The following is an 18,322-nucleotide window of genomic DNA, read 5'->3' on the forward strand; positions in this document are numbered from 1 at the left end:
ATTTTGAGTCTAGAGAAAGAAAACGTAAGTAGTGGCGAAATTCTGGACATGGATGTCCTGAAAAAACTTTATCTGTTCGTAAGGCCCTATCAGCGACATTTCTATTTTTTGGTGGTTTTGACATTGGCCTTAGCGGTTTTAGCACCTACACGGCCCTTGTTGATTCAGATTGCGATTGATGATTACGTTAGCGTTGGGGATGGGATGGGGTTGTTGAGAATCACAGGCTTTTTGGTAGGTCTGCTGGTGTTGCATGCCATCGTTCAGTTTGGACATACCTATCTATCTGGATGGATAGGTCAGGTCATTATACGGGACATCCGCACGAAGCTTTATCGGCACCTGCTCAAAATGCGGTTGAAATTTTTCGATAATACTCCCATCGGGCGCCTTGTGACTAGGAGTATTTCGGACATTGAAACGCTCGCAGACGTATTCAGTCAGGGTTTGGCATCTATCATTGGGGATTTACTGCAATTGGTGGCTATTTTGATAGTCATGTTTTGGGTAGATTGGAAGCTCACCCTCGTCAGTTTGAGTACGCTTCCTTTACTGATCGTCTCAACGTATGTGTTTAAGGAAAAGGTAAAGGAATCTTTCAATGAGGTCAGGAATGCCGTGTCTAATTTGAATTCTTTTCTCCAGGAGCACATCACGGGTATGAATATCATTCAGATATTTAACCGGGAAAACAGGGAGTTTGAAAAATTTAAAGATATAAACCGGGAACATCGCAAGGCACATTTAAAGTCTGTTTTGTACTATTCGGTCTATTACCCGGTTGCAGAGATCATTCAAGCGATCGGCATTGGGTTGGTAGTGTGGTACGGAGCCACTGGAGTGTTTGATCTGGAATTGAAAGTTGGTATACTCATTTCGTTTATTATGTACCTGCAGTTATTCTTCAGACCAATCCGAATGATTGCCGATCGATTCAATACATTGCAAATGGGAGTGGTGAGTTCTGCTAGGATTTTTAAGCTTTTGGAGAACAATGAACAGATTCCCGATGAGGGATCTTTCAGGCCAGATCGAATTCAGGGGAACATTTCTTTCCAAAATGTTTGGTTTGCCTATAACGACGAGGAATGGGTATTGAAGAATATCCAATTCGATGTGAGGCACGGAGAGACGGTTGCTTTGGTGGGGGCTACTGGGGCCGGTAAATCCTCTGTAATTAACCTGATGAGTCGGTTTTATGAAATCAATAGGGGTAGCCTGTTGTTGGATAACAGGGATATTCGGGAGTATTCGCTGGAGACCTTAAGAAAGCACATTGGGGTAGTACTACAGGATGTTTTTTTGTTTTCAGACACGATTTATTATAACATCACCCTGGGCAATCCAGATATATCGCGGGAGCAGGTAATGGCAGCGGCTGATTTGGTTGGCGCTAGACGCTTTATAGAGCGGTTGCCTGGAGGCTTGGACTACGATGTGAAGGAAAGAGGTGCTACGCTTTCCGTTGGGCAAAGGCAGTTGATTTCCTTTGTACGGGCGATGGTCTATGATCCCGAGATTATTGTATTGGACGAGGCCACGTCTTCGGTGGATACCGAAACAGAGGAGTTGATACAAGAGGCGATCGAAAAAATGATGCAGGGGCGCACATCCATTGTGATTGCTCACAGACTGTCTACCATTCAGCGGGCCGATAAGATCATCGTGCTGCACCAAGGTGAAATCAAGGAGTCCGGGACTCACGAGGAGCTGCTCCGAAAAGGTGGCTACTATGCCCAGTTGCATCAGATGCAGCTGAAATCCTTGGTTGTGGGATAAATTTTCGCCGCCATACATGATCGTACCGGGGGATTTCCCGTTATACTCAAAAAAAACTAAACCAAGATTATTACATTCATTGCTTCATGAAAAAACTACTGTTTTTGATTTTGGCGTTTTCGCCATTTTTTTCCTATGCCCAGCAACATCAACTGGGGCTTCGATTGGGAGAACCTTTCTCCATAACCTACAAGACGGATCTGGATGACCGCTTCTCGGTAGAGGGGCTCATCGGCAGGGGAAGCCCTAACAGTGCAGCGTATTACCGACGGGCATTCGAAAACAACCGCCCGCTTTCTTCGGCGGTATATCAGGGCCATACCGCCTCAGATGCCTTTTCTCTAAATGCCCGGGTGGCCTACCACGAGGACATAACATCTGAGTTTGACATCACGGAAGGCACGCTGCTCGCCTATGTTGGTGTGGGTGCCCAACTACGAAGTGTAAGGACGAACTACGTGTATTTCACTCCGAATCCTGCCGAGCAGACGGTTTACCGAAACGAGTCTAGAACCAATATAGATTTGGGCCCGGAGGGGTATATCGGTTCTGAGTATATTTTTCAGGACCTCCCAATGAGTGTGTTCGCAGAGGTCGGTCTTTTTCTGGAGTTGATAGACCGTCCCGGGCACCTTAAACTTCAAGGAGGGATTGGGGTTCGTTATTTGTTTTGAGGATGAAAAGGAAAGGTATCCTAGTAGTAGGCCTGTTGGTATTCGTGGTAGGGGTCTATTACCTTTTGGGTGGTTTTGCCCCGTTGGAAATAGAGATGTCTACCTGTGAGGATTTTCGGCTAACCGGGTTGTACTATCAAGGTACGCCGCAGGACGAAGCGCTGGGGGATACGTTCAGAAGTGTGGAAGGTCTGATCTCAAATCATGCAGGTAGTTTTCTGCATACGATTTACGAGGTAGAGCCAGCCGGAAAACTGGATACCATGCGTGTTTTTGTGGGTACGGTTCTGCCGTCTCATGAAGAAGGATTCGAATGGATGTCGGTTTCCTGCCGCGAGGCAATTGTGGCGACAATCCGTGCCCATCGGTTTGTGATGCCCAGTCCCTTATCGGTTAAGGCGCAAATACAGTCGTTTGCCGACGAGCAAGGCTTGGAGTTGTCGGGAGTGTTTATCGATAGGCTTCAGGGAGCCTCGGAGGTTTCTGTATGGGCTCCATTGGCGATAGAAGAATGAGTGATTTTCTAAATTTGGTATGATTTTAGTTTAGGTAGCTGTTGTACGTAAAAAGTTTGATTCTATGACGATAAAGATTGAAGGTTTGATAAGGTGGCCGTTGTTTGCAATGGCCCTAGCGTTTCTGGGTAGTTGTGAGGGCCCTGTAGGACCTCCAGGCCCTCCAGGTATGGATGGACTAGACGGTGTTACCATACTGGGTGAGGTTTTTGAAGTAGATGCCACATTTAATCAGCAAGGAGGGTTTAGCGTCCTTGGCCAATATGGATTTGAGATCTTTGAATCCGACAAGGTTATGATTTATCGGTTAGAAGGTGTGGTTGAGGGAAGGGACGTTTGGAGGCCACTACCCCGGATAGAGTACCATCCAAATGGTATCTTTAGTTATTCCTATGACTTTACAACAGTTGATTTTTCCATTTATCTAGAGGGGAATTTTAATCTAGCTACGCTAGGATCCGAATGGCTGCAAAATCAGGTTTTCCGTGTATTGATTCTTCCGGCTGACTTCATCAATGCACGTATGGACTTCAATGATATGGACGCCATGTTGCGGTTGATGGGCGTTCAGGAATCGGATATTCCAAGAATCGTGCTTTGATCTCAGAAGCGTTCGTAGAAAAATAAAAAGACAGCTCCTTATTTTTGGGCTGTTTTTTTTTGTCGATATATAAAGTTGTTGGAATTAAAAAAATATACGTCTATATTTCTACCTTACCTTCACATTATTAACTATCAGATTTATTTGTATGAAAAAATTTCTATTGATCGCATTGGTGCTGGGAATCGCGTTGTTTCCGGCTTGTGAGGGACCGGAAGGCCCTCAAGGTCCTCCCGGTTTCGACGGCCAAGACGGCCGGGATGGGGTAGACGGAGAAGATGGTGTAAGCTTCGTTGATTTGGTTTTCGAGGCTGAAGTGGATTTTAATGAAGAAAATGGTTTTACAGCTGTATTCAATTTCGGAGAAGGGGTTTTTGCAGATGACGGCTTTTTAGTGTTTAGGGAATTTGGGATCACCGAAGATGGGAGGTCTATATGGAGGCTGTTACCTCAGACCATTTATTTAGAGAATGGGATTTTGGTTTATAATTTTGAATTTATCACGCAGGTATTGGCCATATTTATTGATGGAGCTATAGATCCCACAACACTAGCTGCACAATTTACCCAAGATCAATACTTCAGGATTGTCTACATGCCAGGGTTTTTTGCCCAAGGTGGGGCGGCTGCACGTATAGACGTGAGTGACTTTGATAGCGTGATGAAGTATCTTGGTAAAACAGAGAAGGATATCGTGTCGCTGAAGCAGCGTTAACACTAACCTTCTGTTAATATAGAAACCCGGCGACCATCAATCCCGGGTTTTTTTATTATTGTTTGGGCATCATGGCGTATCTTTGCGCCATGCAATTGAAAAACGACTTATTGTTGCGCGTCATCAAAGGGGAGGAAGTAGAGCGAACACCCGTTTGGTTGATGCGGCAGGCAGGAAGGATACTTCCTGAATACCGTGCGGTACGTGACAGCGTTAGCGGCTTTATTGAGTTGGCCAAGACTCCGGAGCTCGCTGCAGAGGTTACTATTCAGCCTGTAGATATTTTAGGGGTGGATGCAGCGATCATTTTTTCAGATATTCTGGTCATACCAGAGGCGATGGGTCTTCCGTATGAGATGGTCGAAAAGCGTGGACCTTGGTTTCCGAATACCGTTCGCAGCGAGTCGGATATAAAAAAGATTCACATACCTGATGTCAAAGACAGCTTGTCTTATGTGTTGGAGGCAATAAAAATTACCAAAAAGGGGCTAAACGGAAGGGTTCCTTTGATTGGCTTTGCGGGTGCCCCATGGACTATCTTTGCCTATATGGTAGAGGGCTCCGGGAGCAAAACTTTTTCGAAAGCCAGGGCTATGTTGTACCAGGAGCCTGTATTGGCGCATTCCCTGTTGGAGATGATTACGATTGCTACGGTGAAATACCTCAAAGCCCAGGTGGAAGCCGGAGCAAACTTGGTTCAATTATTCGATTCCTGGGCAGGTATTCTTCCACCGGACCACTACCGTGAGTTTTCACTGAAATATATAGACACCATCTGCAATGCCATTACAGAGGTACCGGTGACAGTTTTTGCTAAGGGCGCTTTTTTTGCTCGACGTGAGATGGGTGAGTTAAACTGCGACGTAGTTGGGTTAGATTGGAATATGGACATTAGCGAGTCGCGGGAATTGGTGGGTAATCGTAAGGTCTTCCAAGGGAACTTGGATCCCGCCGCACTTTATGGTTCAGAGGATTCTATCAAAGCGGCTACTTCCCGTATGATGGCTTCCTTTGGTGGTGCGAGACACATTGCCAATTTGGGGCACGGTCTGTACCCGGATTTAGATCCGGGAAAGGTGAAGCTTTTTATTGACTTGGTAAAAAGTTACCCGAGGTAATTTTTTTTGGTTTGCGCAATAAATTGATTTTAAGCGTGAAAAGTAATTTTTTTCGTGGATAAATCGTACGTAGAATTCTTTTTGGTTTGTTTTTTGATATTATACAAAACCATAGCTTAATCCTGATTACGGTTTTTTTTTCGAGCGTTACATTTAGCAAATGGTAGGTGGGTTAACATTTGCATTCTAAGTAATTGCTGAATATATTTGCATAAATGTATTTTAAATACAAAAAATGGTTTGTCGTGGTTAAGGAGTTTTAAGTGTTAGCAGTATGGAGAAGTTTTTACAGCGATCAAAAAATGCCGACTTTTACTATGCAAACATCTCAGGGTTTGTGACTGCAAACGGAGATGTTTTTTTTACGGATCCATTTAAACTTTCCTTGAAAAGGGCAATGGACGTACTCGTTTCTTTGTTTTTGATTGTTTTTGTGATGGTATGGTTGTTTCCTTTGATTGCCATAGGAATTAAGCTGTCATCCAGAGGGCCGGTTTTGTTTAGGCAACGTAGACATGGAAAGGGAAACATGATTTTTGAATGCTATAAATTCCGAACGATGCGGATTAACAAAGACGCGGACTCCCGGCAAGCGACAAAAGAAGATCCAAGAGTAACCCAATTTGGAAGATTTTTGAGACGTACTAGTTTAGATGAGCTGCCGCAGCTTTTTAATGTTTTGAAAGGAGAAATGTCTCTAATAGGTCCTAGGCCTCATGCGGTTCCTATGAATGAATTGTTTGGTAAGGAAGTAGAGAACTATATGTTCAGGCATGTTGTAAAACCAGGAATTACAGGACTTGCGCAATGCAGAGGTTTTCGCGGCGAAGTTGAGAGTTTTTATGATATTTACGGTAGGATCAAGTTGGACCATTTTTACATTAAAAACTGGTGTTTTTTGTTGGATTTTAAGATCCTCTATTGGACTATTTTTACGGTGCTGTTCAAGCGAGAGAAGGCTTATTGAGAAGTTGAGCCTTTGTATGAATCCTTTTAGGCTTCATTTGTTGATATGCAACGGTTTTGTCGAAGGCGATCGATCAAAAGGTACTTAAGCGAAAATTGACCGTCTTTGCCCTGTAGTTCGATATTTTATTTTGGTAGAATCTTTGTTTCGGCTCGATTATTTTAGGAATGTTCGAGTTTTCCACACCTAAAGATTTTTAGATATTTAAAAATGTATTACATATACCAAAAAAAGTTTTTCAAATAATTGGCAAATCGTTTGGAACAGAACTGGTAAGGTTTTACATTTGTAAAAATGTATTTCAAATATACATTTATGTTTTTTAAAAATTATCGTGTAGGTAACGCAAATTATAACTGCTAATGTGATGGAAAATGTGCTAGTGAAGAGGGGTGTTGGCCAATTATTTGAGAAAGCTGAAAGAGCAGAGTCTCACGTTAAGGATTATCAAGGTTGTTTATCAGATTCAAAAAAGGTTTTTGCAAAGAGGGTCCTTGATCTTGCGATTTCATCGTTTACGATTGTTTTTGTAATGTCATGGCTTTTTCCTTTGGTGGCGATAGCCATTAAGGCGACCTCTAAAGGTCCTATTCTTTTTAAACAGCAGAGGCACGGGTTAAACAATAAACCATTTTTTTGTTACAAGTTTCGGACAATGGTGGTCAACAAAGAAGCAGATATTAAGCAAGCAACTAAGGGAGATTCCCGAGTAACTGTAGTCGGACGGTTTTTGAGGATGAGTAGTATCGATGAATTGCCTCAGATATTTAATGTGTTGAAAGGTGAGATGGCTATCGTAGGTCCGCGTCCCCATGCAGTGCCCATGAACATGGAGTTTGCTAGAGAGATTGATAATTTTATGTCTCGCCATAACGTAAAACCTGGTATTACAGGTTTGGCTCAATCAAAGGGCTTTAGGGGAGAGATTAGAAACTTCAATGATATTTATTTCAGGTATCGATTGGACGAATTTTACGTAAGGAAGTGGTGTTTGCTTTTTGACCTAAAGATTATATGGACTACGATCAAACTGCTGGTTTTGGGCAATGAGAATGCCTATTGACCGATAAATTTACTTACCTTATTAGTTTGGTGAATTACACCGAAGTTTCGAGTTGGTATCTTTCGTTTGTCCATTTGAGTCTCAGAAAAGATACCATAGGTGGAATGTTTGATAAGTTAATGATTTTCTGCTAGATTTGGGCATTGAAACAGCGCAAAGTTCAGGGTGTTTAGCACGGTCCTGTTTTCCTTGGCATTAGTTTTGATCGAAAGGAGATCAGTTGTTCGATCGCTCTTTAGGATGGATTCTCAGCGATTTTTTTTCCGACATAAAGGAAAACGGCTTGTTCTCTTATTCGATTTTGTTTTCATTTTAAAAAAATCCAAAATTTATATTTGAAAAGAATTAAATTTACGTCTATTCTAATTTTAACGAAGCGTATTATGAGAAATTGGCTTGTTGTTTTTTTGTTGGTTTGGGGGAGTATGGGTTGCGCAAGTCGAAATCTGGTTTTTTTCAGCGATATAAGTGAGTCTGATGTTTATTCGGTGAGGTATTCTGAAATGGTTCAGCCAAAAATTCAGAAAGATGACCTATTAAAGATAACGGTAAGTAGTGCTAGCGAGGAATCTAATTTATTATTCAACGCTGGCATAATGGATACAGGAGTGGAGGGAAGACTTACCCAGGCACAGCGGGCTTTGAATGAAGGATATTTAGTGGATGAACAGGGAGAGATTAACTTTCCCGTTCTCGGCAAAATACAGATAGAGGGCCTTACAAAGACCGAGGCGATAGCGATGATGACAGACAAGGTTTCTGAATATGTGAAGGATCCAATCGTCAACATTAGGTTCATTAATTTCAAAATAACGGTGATTGGGGAAGTGAACCGTCCATCGACCTTGGTAGTACCAACTGAAAAGGTAAGTTTATTGGAAGCTTTGGGTTTGGCAGGTGATATGACCATGTACGGAAAAAGGGAGAACGTTTTAATTATCCGTGAAACGGACGGAGAGCGACGTGCCACCCGCGTAAACTTAAACAGTAAGGAGTTTCTGGAATCTCCTTACTATTACTTGCAACAAAATGACGTGGTTTATGTTGAGCCCGATAGAATTAAAGCCGTTCAAGCGTCCACCAATCAGCGTTCATTGTCGTTGGTAGGCATATCAACCAGTCTGCTGCTGGCATTAATATTTAATTTGAGGATTTATTTAGAACGCAGATGAAAAACAAAGATATTTTATCGGACTTGTTGCTCGATGGATTTACGGAGGATAACGCTAAATCCACTGATTTCAAACAGGTGATATTCCAATATCTTAGGTATTGGTGGCTGTATTTGATTTCTGTTCTGTTTTTCGGGGCCCTAGCCTATGTGTATGTCTTTTTTTCAACTCCGATGTATTATGTGTCCAGCTCCATAATGATCAAGGTGGATAAGAGTTCTGATTTTTCCCAGAATATCGTATTCAGTGAACTGGAAGGATTTGAGACTACTAAACAGATTGAAAACGAAATTGAGGTTTTGGGTTCCTACAGCCTAATGCGGGATGTGATGGAGGAGTTGCCTTTCGAAACAACCTTTTATGTCGAGGATTCCTACTCACGACGTAAGGAGATATATGGATGGCAGGTGCCCGTTTCGGTAGAAGTACATGAGATCAATAGTATCATTGAAGAAGAGCCGGATGATTGGGCCATATACTTGAAATTGGAAGGCGACAAGTTGCTTTTCTTAGAAAATGGCGATTATCGGCCTTATGCTTACGGAGACACTTTGCGCAATTGGTATGGGGCATTTTCTATCCAGAAATCGGAGTCTTTTTCTGCGTTTTCCCCTAAAGATGTATTGTTTTTCTTTAACAACAAAGACCATCTGGCTGGCGCATACAGCGCAAAAATGCGAGTTTCCCTGTCTAGTAAGTTTGCTTCTGTTTTAACGCTTAGTTTGTTTGATGCAGTTCCTGAGAAGGGAAAGGATGTTATCAACAAGGTGATTGAGGTCTATAATAAACAGGCGGTTAGGGAAAAGAATACTACCGCGGAAAACACCATTGCTTTTATTGACAATCAGCTAGCTTCTTTGATCGATGAATTAAAGGAGGTCGAGCGTGAGATAGAGGTTTATAAGCGGCAAAATAATATTTCAGGGTTGGGGATTGAGTACACCGCGTTTGTGGAAAATTCGAAATCCTATGATGCTGACCTGTCGAGAAACCGGATTCAAATGGAGGTGCTGGCATCGATTGAAAAATATCTGGACAACTCCGATGGTTCCGACGTGGAGGTGCCCAGTACGCTTTCTATCGCTGATGCAACACTGTCTCAGTTGATTTCAAAATTTAATCAGCTTCAAAGCGAAAAAGCTAGAATTTCTCGAACAGTACAGCCCAACAGCCCTATCATGATGAATGTCGAGGACGAATTGGCATCTCTCAAAAGAAATATAAAGGCAAATATCAGTAATATTCGGAATAGTTTGGAAATTGAGAACAGGAACCTGTCCCAGAATATTCGGCAGATCGATGGGCGTATATCGAGAGTTCCTGAAATCGAACGTGGTTTGTTAGAGCTGCAGCGTACGCAAAGCAGAAAGCAAGATCAGTTTTTGTATCTTCAGTCAAAACGTGAGGAATCAGAGTTATCACTTGCTGCAACTACAGTTGCGAATGCGCGGGTAATAGATACTGCTTCGGCGGGAAGTATGCCGTCTAAACCAAATAAGCCGCTTTATTATGGCTTGGCAATAATTCTTGGATTTGGATTTCCCTTTGCATTTGTCTATTTGAAAACCAACTTAAGCAATAAAATCTCCCAGAAGTCTGAAATCACAGAGATTATTAATAGGCCGGTTCTCGGAGAGATTTCCCACAATCAGGACAAAAATTACTTAGTAATTTCAAAAAATAGAAGAAGTCCTATCGCTGAGCAGTTTCGATTGATTAGAACTAACCTCTCATTTTTGGCGGATGGTAAACCTGATAAGACTATAATGGTGACTTCCAGTATTTCTGGTGAGGGAAAGACTTTTTTCAGCTTGAACCTGGCAGTCAGCCTAAGTCTAACGGGCAAAAAGGTGGTTGTTCTGGAGTTCGACCTTAGGAAGCCTGCACTGTTCGACAACCTGAATTTGGATCCTGGGTTGGGTATCTCAGATTTTATAAATGAAAAATCGCTGGTGCCAGCTGACATTATCAAGAATTATGATGGGGTAGATGATTTAAGATTGATTTCCTGTGGAACTATTCCCGACAATCCTTCCGAATTGATGCTTAACGATAGAGTTGAAGAGCTTTTAGATTACCTGAAGAGTAATTTTGATTTTGTTATCATAGACACAGCCCCCATTGGGACGGTATCCGACGGGCTGAGTTTGGCGCGCTTGGTGGACTTGTCACTTTTCATTGTTCGGTACGATGTTACTGCTAAAGAGAATTTAGTTTTCGTGAAGGAAATGGAGCTACACAAAAAACTCAACAGGATGTATTTTGTCGCAAATGATACAAAAATTGGGGCTGGGTATTACGGATACGCTTATGGGTATGGATACGATGATGTAAAGAACCGAAAGAGGAGGAAGGCTTATTCTTAATTCTTTTAAGGTATTGTGAGCATTTTTGATGAGGAGTGTTTTGGGTTTTATTAGGGAAAGGGTTGGTCGCTTCCTTACAGATGGTAAGGAAAGGACTGTTAGGGCCAAAAAGAATATTTTAGGGTCTATTCTTATTAAAGGGGGGAGTATTGTAATCAGTTTGGTAATTGTTCCCCTGACAATAGACTATGTTAATCCTACCCGATATGGGATTTGGCTTACGCTTAGTTCGATTGTCGGGTGGTTTAGTTTTTTCAACGTTGGCCTTACCCATGGTTTGCGGAATAAGTTTGCCGAGTCTCGAGCGAAAGGAGATATTAAGGCTGCTCGAATGTATGTCAGTACGACCTATTTCATTTTAGCGCTAATATTTACGGTTGTTTGGGTTGTGTTTTTGATTGTTAATCCATTTTTAGACTGGGTACAGATTCTGAATGTTACCAGTGAGATGAGGAATGAAGTATCGACCTTAGCTGTTATCGTTTTCACCTATTTTTGCCTTCAGTTTGTATTGAGAATCATTAATACGATGTTGACAGCAGATCAACATCCAGCTAAAGGGTCGCTTATTGATCTTTTAGGTCAGGTTTTTTCGTTATTATTTATAGTTGTGTTGGTAAAAACAACTGAAGGATCTCTGGTTAACTTGGGGATGGCACTTTGTCTATCTCCCATTCTTATTCTTGTTGGGGCTAATTTATTTTTTTTTCGCGGGACATATCAGTCTTTCCGCCCAAGTTGGTCTGCCGTTGATCTTAGGGAATCCAAAGGTTTATTCAATTTAGGGCTGGTTTTTTTTATTATAAGTATTGCGGGCTTGATTCAATATCAGTCAGCCAATATTATCATTGCTCAAAATTTCGGGACATATGAAGTTACGTCCTACAATATAGTTTACAAATACTTTAATATTTTGGGCATGGCTTTTGGTATATTCTTGTCGCCTTTTTGGTCAGCTTCCACAGATGCTTTCCTTAAAAATGATATAGCATGGATCCGCACTGCTATCCAAAAGTACATGCTATTAATCGGATTATTGGTGTTCGTTGGGGTAGGGATGCTGCTGATTTCTCCACAAGTTTATGAGATTTGGTTAAAGGGACAAGTTCAAATAGACTTCATACTTTCATTTTGGGGGTTTATGTTTATTTTATCCTTTATGTTCGGAAACCTGTTTGTCAACTTTCTGAACGGGATCAGCGCTTTGAGGATTCAATTTTGGTGCAGCATATTAAGCCCAATTGTTTACATTGGAGTCGCAATATTAATGATAAAATATTATGAGATGGGAGTGTACTCATTGTTTATCGCTTCCCTGATTGCTAATTTTAACGGGATTTTGATTGCACCAATTCAATATTACTTAATTGTATATAAGAAAAGAAGAGGGATATGGATAAAGTAGTGGGGGATATTAAGGGAAAGAGAATAGTTCATTTGCAGTTTGGGAGTAGTCCTTCGGGCAATTACACCATTCGATTGCATGAGGCCTTTTTGGAGTACGGTTTCGATTCGTACGTTTTGTCCCTCCATTCAGACGTACAGGGTGACCCAAGGATTGTTTCGTTAGGGAAGTTCGCAAAGAATTTGCGTAAGGTAAATCAAAAAATCCAGGATTTTTTGACCAGAAAAAAACCGCAGGATGCTGGTGCATTTTCGCTTTCATTCTTGGGATCTGACATAAGTGGTCATGAATTAGTACAAAAAGCCGATATAATATATGTTCATTGGATACTGGGAGGTTTTCTCAGTGTACGCAATTTAAAGCAAATAGCAGCGCTAGGAAAGCCAATGGTAATGATCTTGCACGACATGTGGGCGATTACCGGGGGCTGTTCCTATAGTTTTGACTGTGATAAATTTCTGACCCAATGTGGGAATTGCCCGATTTTTCCCGAAGATAAAGAAGTCGATACAGCGTTTCGTCAACATGTGGAAAAAAAGAGGTTGTACGCATCATTCAATAATATATTTTTCGTTTCCCCCAGCCATTGGTTGAGCGACCTGGCAAAAAGGTCGGAGATTACTATGAATAAGCCTGTTTTCCGGATCCCTAATCCGATCGATAGGAGGCGGTTTAAGCCATTCGATAAGCGTGTTGCAAAGGGTATTTTGGGCATGGAAGAGTTCGATTTCGTAATTTGTTTTGGGGCAAATAAAGTGCATAGCCCCTATAAGGGATGGATGTATTTAAAAGAGGCAGTTTCGAGATTGGCGGAACGGGTTGAAGGGAGTAAGATTGGTGTGTTGATTTTTGGAAGTGTCGCCACGGAGGAAATTATGCAGTCAATTCCATTTCCGACCAAGTTTATGGGATTTATTCGTGATGACTACACGACAAACTTAGTATACAATGCTTCCGATGTTTTTTTGGCTCCGTCGTTGGCAGATAATCTTCCTACTACGATCATTGAGAGTTTGTGTTGTGGTACTCCAGTAGTTGGTTTTGATACGGGAGGGATTCCGGAAATGATTTCCCATGGTAAAAATGGATATGTTGCGAATTATAAGGACGCAGAGGACTTCAGCAAAGGAATCGAATATTGTTTGCAAAACCGTTTGGTGGGAGAGCTGTTGCCGGAATTCAACACTGATGTTGTTATGGGCCATCACATGGATCTAGTCTCCTTTATCGAAAAAGAAATAAGCGTTGGAGATAACAACTAACATAAAGCAACGAGTCAAGTCTTTACTTACTTACAATAGGGAAGAGCTCATCACACTTAACCTCTTTTGGATAGGCTTTTTGCTGTATACGCTGGCGTGGACCATAACTGCAACCCGTCAGATTAACTATATAGTTTTTCAGTCTATTCAGATATTGGGTGTTTTGCTGATGGTCCCAGCTGCATTTAGACTCATTAAGTTTGAGTTTGATAATCAGTATCAAAAAATAGTATTTTTCTTGATTGTTTTTTGGGCGTTTTTCATCTTTTTTAGAGGGTTTTATTTTGATAAGGACGCATTGAAGCAAATGATTTTGAACCCTTGGTTTGGGGCTTTTTTATATTTTGTTCCTTGGGTGATGCTTTTTCCCAGAAAGCTGATTTATTATAAAAAGATTTTTAGCGTAATATTGATAAGTGGTCTGTTTTTTGTCCTTTACTCCTTGAAGTATCGTGGTTTTCTATTAGAACCTGAGAAGAACGTTCTCAGCCGTGATATTGTGGAGTATTTCTCCAAGACTCTCGCGGTTACTGTTAGTTTTATCTTGATGACCTATGTATACCATACGAAAACCAAAAACCTTATTGCTCTGGGCATATTATTATTATGCATTTTTTTTGCTTTGGTTAGGGCAAGGAGGGGTTTGCTTTTTATGACCGTAGGAAGCCTTTTCCTAGTATTTGTCCTTTTTTGGATAAACACAAAATATAAAGTGGTAATGTTTATGGTATCCGGAGGATTTTTATTTGTTTTGGGGTCAGTAGCGGTGTACCTACTTACGAGTTCAGATGCGGAGTTTGTTACTTTTCTTCAACAAAGAGGTACGGAAGATACCCGCACAGGGGTGGAAGTTTACTTTTACAAGGATATGGAGGGGTTGGATTGGATAGTTGGTAGAGGGATGTTTGGGGCCTATTATTCTCCGACAATGAGTGAGGGAAACTATCGGGGGACCATTGAGACTGATTACCTGAATATGATTTTAAAAGGGGGGCTGATCCAATTGGTGTTATTTCTTCTTATTTTCCTGCCGGCAATATACAAGGGCTTATTTCAGTCAAGAAATACGCTATCAAAGGCAGCGGCTCTTTGGATTTTGTTTTGGTTAATTAATACCCATCCTTCTACTGTTCAAGTATTTGCTCTCAATTATTTGATCGTATGGTTTTCTGTTGGTATTTGTTATTCAGATACTATTCGGAATTTGTCAGAAAAAGGGTTAAGGGTTTATTTTAGATCTTGAGGTATGGTTAAGGGTGTGGAGAAATTAAAAGTAGCCATTGTAACAAAGCCGACTTTTGCAAGCCCAAGGGTCTTGTCAGACTGCTTGGCGGCATTTCTACAGGAGCGGGGATTTCATGTTTCTACATATTACGATATTGATTTTTTTAAGAGACTGCTCGGCTATGCAAGTGTGAAGCAGCGGTATTCTCGCTTGGCATGGTATGGATATCGACTGCTGAACTTTTTCAGAGACCGAAAGCTTGTTAGGCAATTAAAGACATACGATCTACTTATTATCGCAGAAACGAGTCCAAAGTGTTATTTAACGGATGAATATGATTTTGTAAAGGGGAAGCGAGTTCTTGGAAACATCCCCATGGTGTACCACGGTGTCTACTATCTGGGAAATGCTCCTACCATCGAGGAAATGTTTAAGAAAGAAGGGCACAACAATGCGTCCATTTTTGATTGGCATTTAGTGGTTTCATCCGTTACTGAGATCCGTTCTAATCCAACGCCACCCTGGAATCAAATTGGAATGTACCTTAGACATACCGGGCTTAAGCCAGCACGCAAAGCGCGCACCTTTGCTGTGGTTGATTTTGAGAGGGAAGGCAGAGAACATATTCGGAATGAGCAAATCCAAGTGTTGACTAATTTGGGCATTCCATTTGTGGCGTTGAGTGGAACAATGTCTATCGCCGAGATACGGGAAATATACAGACAGGCCACCTATTATTTTATCCAGTTTCCAGAGTCTTTTGGTGTTCCAATAGCGGAGTGCCTAAGCTGTGGGGCCTACATATTTATGCCCGATAGCTCTTGGGCTATGGCTTGGAGGCTCGATGAAAACCCAGAGATACACGGTCCCGGCACACTGGCAGATTGCTTTGTGGTTTATGAGGGGGTAGAAGACCTACAGTCCCGCCTTGCGCAGATAGAGGTAGCCTATGATTTAACCGAAACGCCCCGAGAGGTATTTTCCATATTTCTTGCGAATTATCGATCTTATTACGAAGGAAATCAGCAAGAATTTGAGAAGTTTACCACCTACCTCGAGAGCAATATTTTAACAAAATAAGCATCGGTAAGAATATGAGCAACGAATTACCCAAGGTGTTGATTCTAAACCAGCCGTTTAATAGTAATACAGGAGGAGGGATTACCTTAACAAATTTGTTTTCGGATTGGGACATGGATAAGCTTGCTGTTGTGTGCCCAGCGTACCTTATCAATCAAAGCACGCAAACCTCTATTTGTTCCAATTACTACCAGTTGGGGTCTAAAGAACACAGGTGGGTTTTTCCGTTTCGTGTGATTGCAAGGAAGTATTATTCAGGTAGGGTTTCCTTTCGTTCCACTTCCTCTGAAAGGGTGAGTCAGGTGAAGAAATCACCGGCGCGCGTCAACTTCATCAAGAAGTACCTGAACCCAACTTTAGAAAAGTTGGGACTAATCCATCAGATTTCCTCCTATGAATTGTCTCAAGAATTGAAAGACTGGATTCAGGAATATAATCCAGATGTGCTTTACGCCCAAGCGCAACGCAGGGAAAATTTGCTTTTTTGTTTTTTAATTCAACAATACCTACAAAAGCCCATGGTATTTCATATGATGGATGACTGGGTTGAGTGGATTCCTAAGGGCAGTATACTCGGGAGAAACTGGTATAGGCAAATTGATTACGATTTCCGAAAGGTGTTGGCGAATACTACATTACACCTGTCTATTAGTGACCTCATGGGGGAGGAATATGAAAAACGGTACGGGTATAGATTTCAAACTTTTCACAATCCGATTAACTTGGAGTTCTGGAAGTCGGGGCAACGTAGTTCATATGATCTCTCGAGTTCGCCTGAAATTTTGTATGCAGGACGTATTGGGCTTGGAATTAGCAATTCACTAAAGTTAATGGCGGAAGCTGTATCTTTTTTGAATCATACGTTTGGTTTAGATCTACGCTTTGTGATTCAATCCAGTGAAAGTGAAGATTGGATGACTGAATTCGAGGCAGTGGAGCATCGTGCGTTTGTGCCTTATGAAGAGCTACCGATGCGTTTTGGACAAGCAGATATTCTGTTTTTGCCCTATGAGTTTTCGGAAGAGTCGGTAAAGTTTTTTAAATATTCCATGCCAACCAAAGCTTCGGAATATATGATCAGTGGCACGCCAGTTTTGATATTCTCTCCCGATGAAATGGCTTTGGTTACCTATGCCAAGCACTACCAATGGGCCAGAGTGGTGACTGAACCGAGCTCCGAAGCACTATGTGGAGCGTTGCATCAGTTACTTTTGCAAAAGCAGGAAAGACAACGCCTCGCTGCCACCGCTATGTCAATAGCAAGCCTCCGGCATGATGGGGTAGTGGTTAGGAGAGAGTTTATGGAGCAATTGGTGCAATTAGCTAAGAATAACCCCTAAGTGATGCAAAATGTGTTTTTATACCCACTTAACCAGAAGGTCAAAGGTTCTCCAAATCCCTACATGGAGCACTTTAGAATCGCGTTTTCCAGGTCTGCTAAGATTGTGAATGCAAAGACACCGCATCGCGGTGTTTTAAATCTTTATTTTTTATTTTTTCGCACCGACGTCTTCATTTTAAACTGGATTGAATTTATCGAGGAAAAACGATTTGGTAGTCTACAGGTGTTTTTTTTAAGAAGGTTCTTAACGTTAGCGCGTATTTTTGGCAAAAAAATTGTTTGGGTGCTGCATAATAAAGGGTCGCATTATCGTGGGACGGGGGGGGGAACCAAACGTATGTTTATGTTAATGATGAAGAAATCGGATCATATTTTGACCCATTCAGAGGAAGGGCTGACATTTGTTAATACCAACTATCCCTTTGCCGCCGAAAAGGTGACGTTTTTGCTTCATCCGATGCTACCTCCCTTTAAAGATGAGGAACCAGTTGAGAGGGAATTTGATTTGATGATATGGGGAGCGATTCACAAATACAAAGGGATCGACCTTTTTTTCAAGTTTGCCAAGGAGAGTCTCGAATTTAGTCAACTGAAAATCTTGTTGGTTGGGAAGTGCTTTGATGAGGCATACAAGGAGATTGTTCTGGAGAATTTAACTGAAAACACCACCTTTTTCGATCAGCTATACCCATTGGAAAGGTTATCACAATTTGCATCAAGGTCAAAATTTGTTTTGTTTACTTATATGTCAGAAACGGTTATTAGTTCGGGGGCATTGATGGATACCTTACGGATGAATACGCAGATAATTGGACCGGATTATGCGGCTTTCAAGGATTTAAGCTATCTTCCATGTGTTCAGGTCTTTCAGGATTTTTCCGAGATCCCTATAATGGTAGAGGCTTATGATAAAAACAGAAATTTAACATTTCAAATGAGAGAGAAATTTTACCTTGAAAATAGTTGGGATTGTTTCATAGATCAGGTTTCGGAAATAGCAATAGAGCCCCGGTAAAAATATTGAAATGGTCAAACTGA

At 41.5% G+C, this 18,322-nt stretch carries 16 protein-coding genes; all 16 read left to right on the top strand.

Features of this window, described 5'->3' with window-relative positions:
* The first annotated feature begins 3 nt into the window (after nucleotides 1–3).
* A complete protein-coding gene (locus tag JJU34_RS20625; RefSeq protein WP_228694327.1) occupies nucleotides 4–1,779 on the top strand; it encodes an ABC transporter ATP-binding protein in 1,776 nt (591 codons plus the stop codon).
* A gap of 86 nt (nucleotides 1,780–1,865) precedes the next feature.
* Nucleotides 1,866–2,453 carry a hypothetical protein gene (locus JJU34_RS20630; protein ID WP_228694328.1) on the top strand — a complete coding sequence of 196 codons (588 nt, stop codon included), beginning with the start codon at nucleotides 1,866–1,868 and terminating at the stop codon, nucleotides 2,451–2,453.
* A gap of 2 nt (nucleotides 2,454–2,455) precedes the next feature.
* Nucleotides 2,456–2,968 carry a hypothetical protein gene (locus JJU34_RS20635; RefSeq protein ID WP_228694329.1) on the top strand — a complete coding sequence of 171 codons (513 nt, stop codon included), beginning with the start codon at nucleotides 2,456–2,458 and terminating at the stop codon, nucleotides 2,966–2,968.
* 64 nt (nucleotides 2,969–3,032) lie between these two features.
* The gene (locus tag JJU34_RS20640) at nucleotides 3,033–3,569 is read left to right on the top strand and encodes a hypothetical protein (RefSeq protein ID WP_228694330.1); all 537 of its coding nucleotides are present in this window, start codon (nucleotides 3,033–3,035) and stop codon (nucleotides 3,567–3,569) included.
* A 148-nt stretch (nucleotides 3,570–3,717) separates the two neighbouring features.
* Complete coding sequence (locus JJU34_RS20645; RefSeq protein ID WP_228694331.1) at nucleotides 3,718–4,284, top strand: hypothetical protein; 567 nt, start codon at nucleotides 3,718–3,720, stop codon at nucleotides 4,282–4,284.
* Nucleotides 4,285–4,373: 89 nt separating this feature from the next.
* Nucleotides 4,374–5,402, top strand: coding sequence for a uroporphyrinogen decarboxylase (gene hemE, locus JJU34_RS20650; RefSeq protein WP_228694507.1), 1,029 nt, complete (start codon nucleotides 4,374–4,376; stop codon nucleotides 5,400–5,402).
* Nucleotides 5,403–5,676: 274 nt separating this feature from the next.
* Nucleotides 5,677–6,369 (top strand): sugar transferase, encoded by a 693-nt coding sequence (locus JJU34_RS20655; RefSeq protein ID WP_228694332.1) that lies wholly within the window; start codon nucleotides 5,677–5,679, stop codon nucleotides 6,367–6,369.
* Between the two features lie 367 nt (nucleotides 6,370–6,736).
* Complete coding sequence (locus JJU34_RS20660) at nucleotides 6,737–7,432, top strand: sugar transferase (protein ID WP_228694333.1); 696 nt, start codon at nucleotides 6,737–6,739, stop codon at nucleotides 7,430–7,432.
* 503 nt (nucleotides 7,433–7,935) lie between these two features.
* A complete protein-coding gene (locus tag JJU34_RS20665) occupies nucleotides 7,936–8,604 on the top strand; it encodes a polysaccharide biosynthesis/export family protein (RefSeq protein ID WP_366512734.1) in 669 nt (222 codons plus the stop codon).
* The gene (locus JJU34_RS20670) at nucleotides 8,601–10,970 is read left to right on the top strand and encodes a tyrosine-protein kinase family protein (protein ID WP_228694335.1); all 2,370 of its coding nucleotides are present in this window, start codon (nucleotides 8,601–8,603) and stop codon (nucleotides 10,968–10,970) included. The genes JJU34_RS20665 and JJU34_RS20670 overlap by 4 nt, the downstream gene beginning before the upstream one ends.
* A gap of 28 nt (nucleotides 10,971–10,998) precedes the next feature.
* Entirely contained in the window at nucleotides 10,999–12,375 is a 1,377-nt protein-coding gene (locus tag JJU34_RS20675; RefSeq protein WP_228694508.1) for an MATE family efflux transporter, read from the top strand.
* A 215-nt stretch (nucleotides 12,376–12,590) separates the two neighbouring features.
* Nucleotides 12,591–13,637, top strand: a complete 1,047-nt coding sequence (locus JJU34_RS20680) for a glycosyltransferase (RefSeq protein WP_228694336.1) — start codon at nucleotides 12,591–12,593, stop codon at nucleotides 13,635–13,637.
* Nucleotides 13,638–14,355: 718 nt separating this feature from the next.
* Nucleotides 14,356–14,880 (top strand): hypothetical protein, encoded by a 525-nt coding sequence (locus tag JJU34_RS20685; RefSeq protein WP_228694337.1) that lies wholly within the window; start codon nucleotides 14,356–14,358, stop codon nucleotides 14,878–14,880.
* Between the two features lie 72 nt (nucleotides 14,881–14,952).
* Nucleotides 14,953–15,942, top strand: a complete 990-nt coding sequence (locus JJU34_RS20690; RefSeq protein WP_228694338.1) for a hypothetical protein — start codon at nucleotides 14,953–14,955, stop codon at nucleotides 15,940–15,942.
* A 14-nt stretch (nucleotides 15,943–15,956) separates the two neighbouring features.
* Nucleotides 15,957–17,282: a group 1 glycosyl transferase gene (locus JJU34_RS20695; RefSeq protein WP_228694339.1), complete on the top strand. Its 1,326-nt coding sequence runs from the start codon at nucleotides 15,957–15,959 to the stop codon at nucleotides 17,280–17,282.
* A 3-nt stretch (nucleotides 17,283–17,285) separates the two neighbouring features.
* A complete protein-coding gene (locus JJU34_RS20700; RefSeq protein WP_228694340.1) occupies nucleotides 17,286–18,299 on the top strand; it encodes a hypothetical protein in 1,014 nt (337 codons plus the stop codon).
* Nucleotides 18,300–18,322 lie beyond the last annotated feature (23 nt).

It is taken from the genome of Lunatimonas sp., from assembly GCF_020832325.1.
In the GTDB taxonomy this organism is placed as follows: domain Bacteria; phylum Bacteroidota; class Bacteroidia; order Cytophagales; family Cyclobacteriaceae; genus Lunatimonas.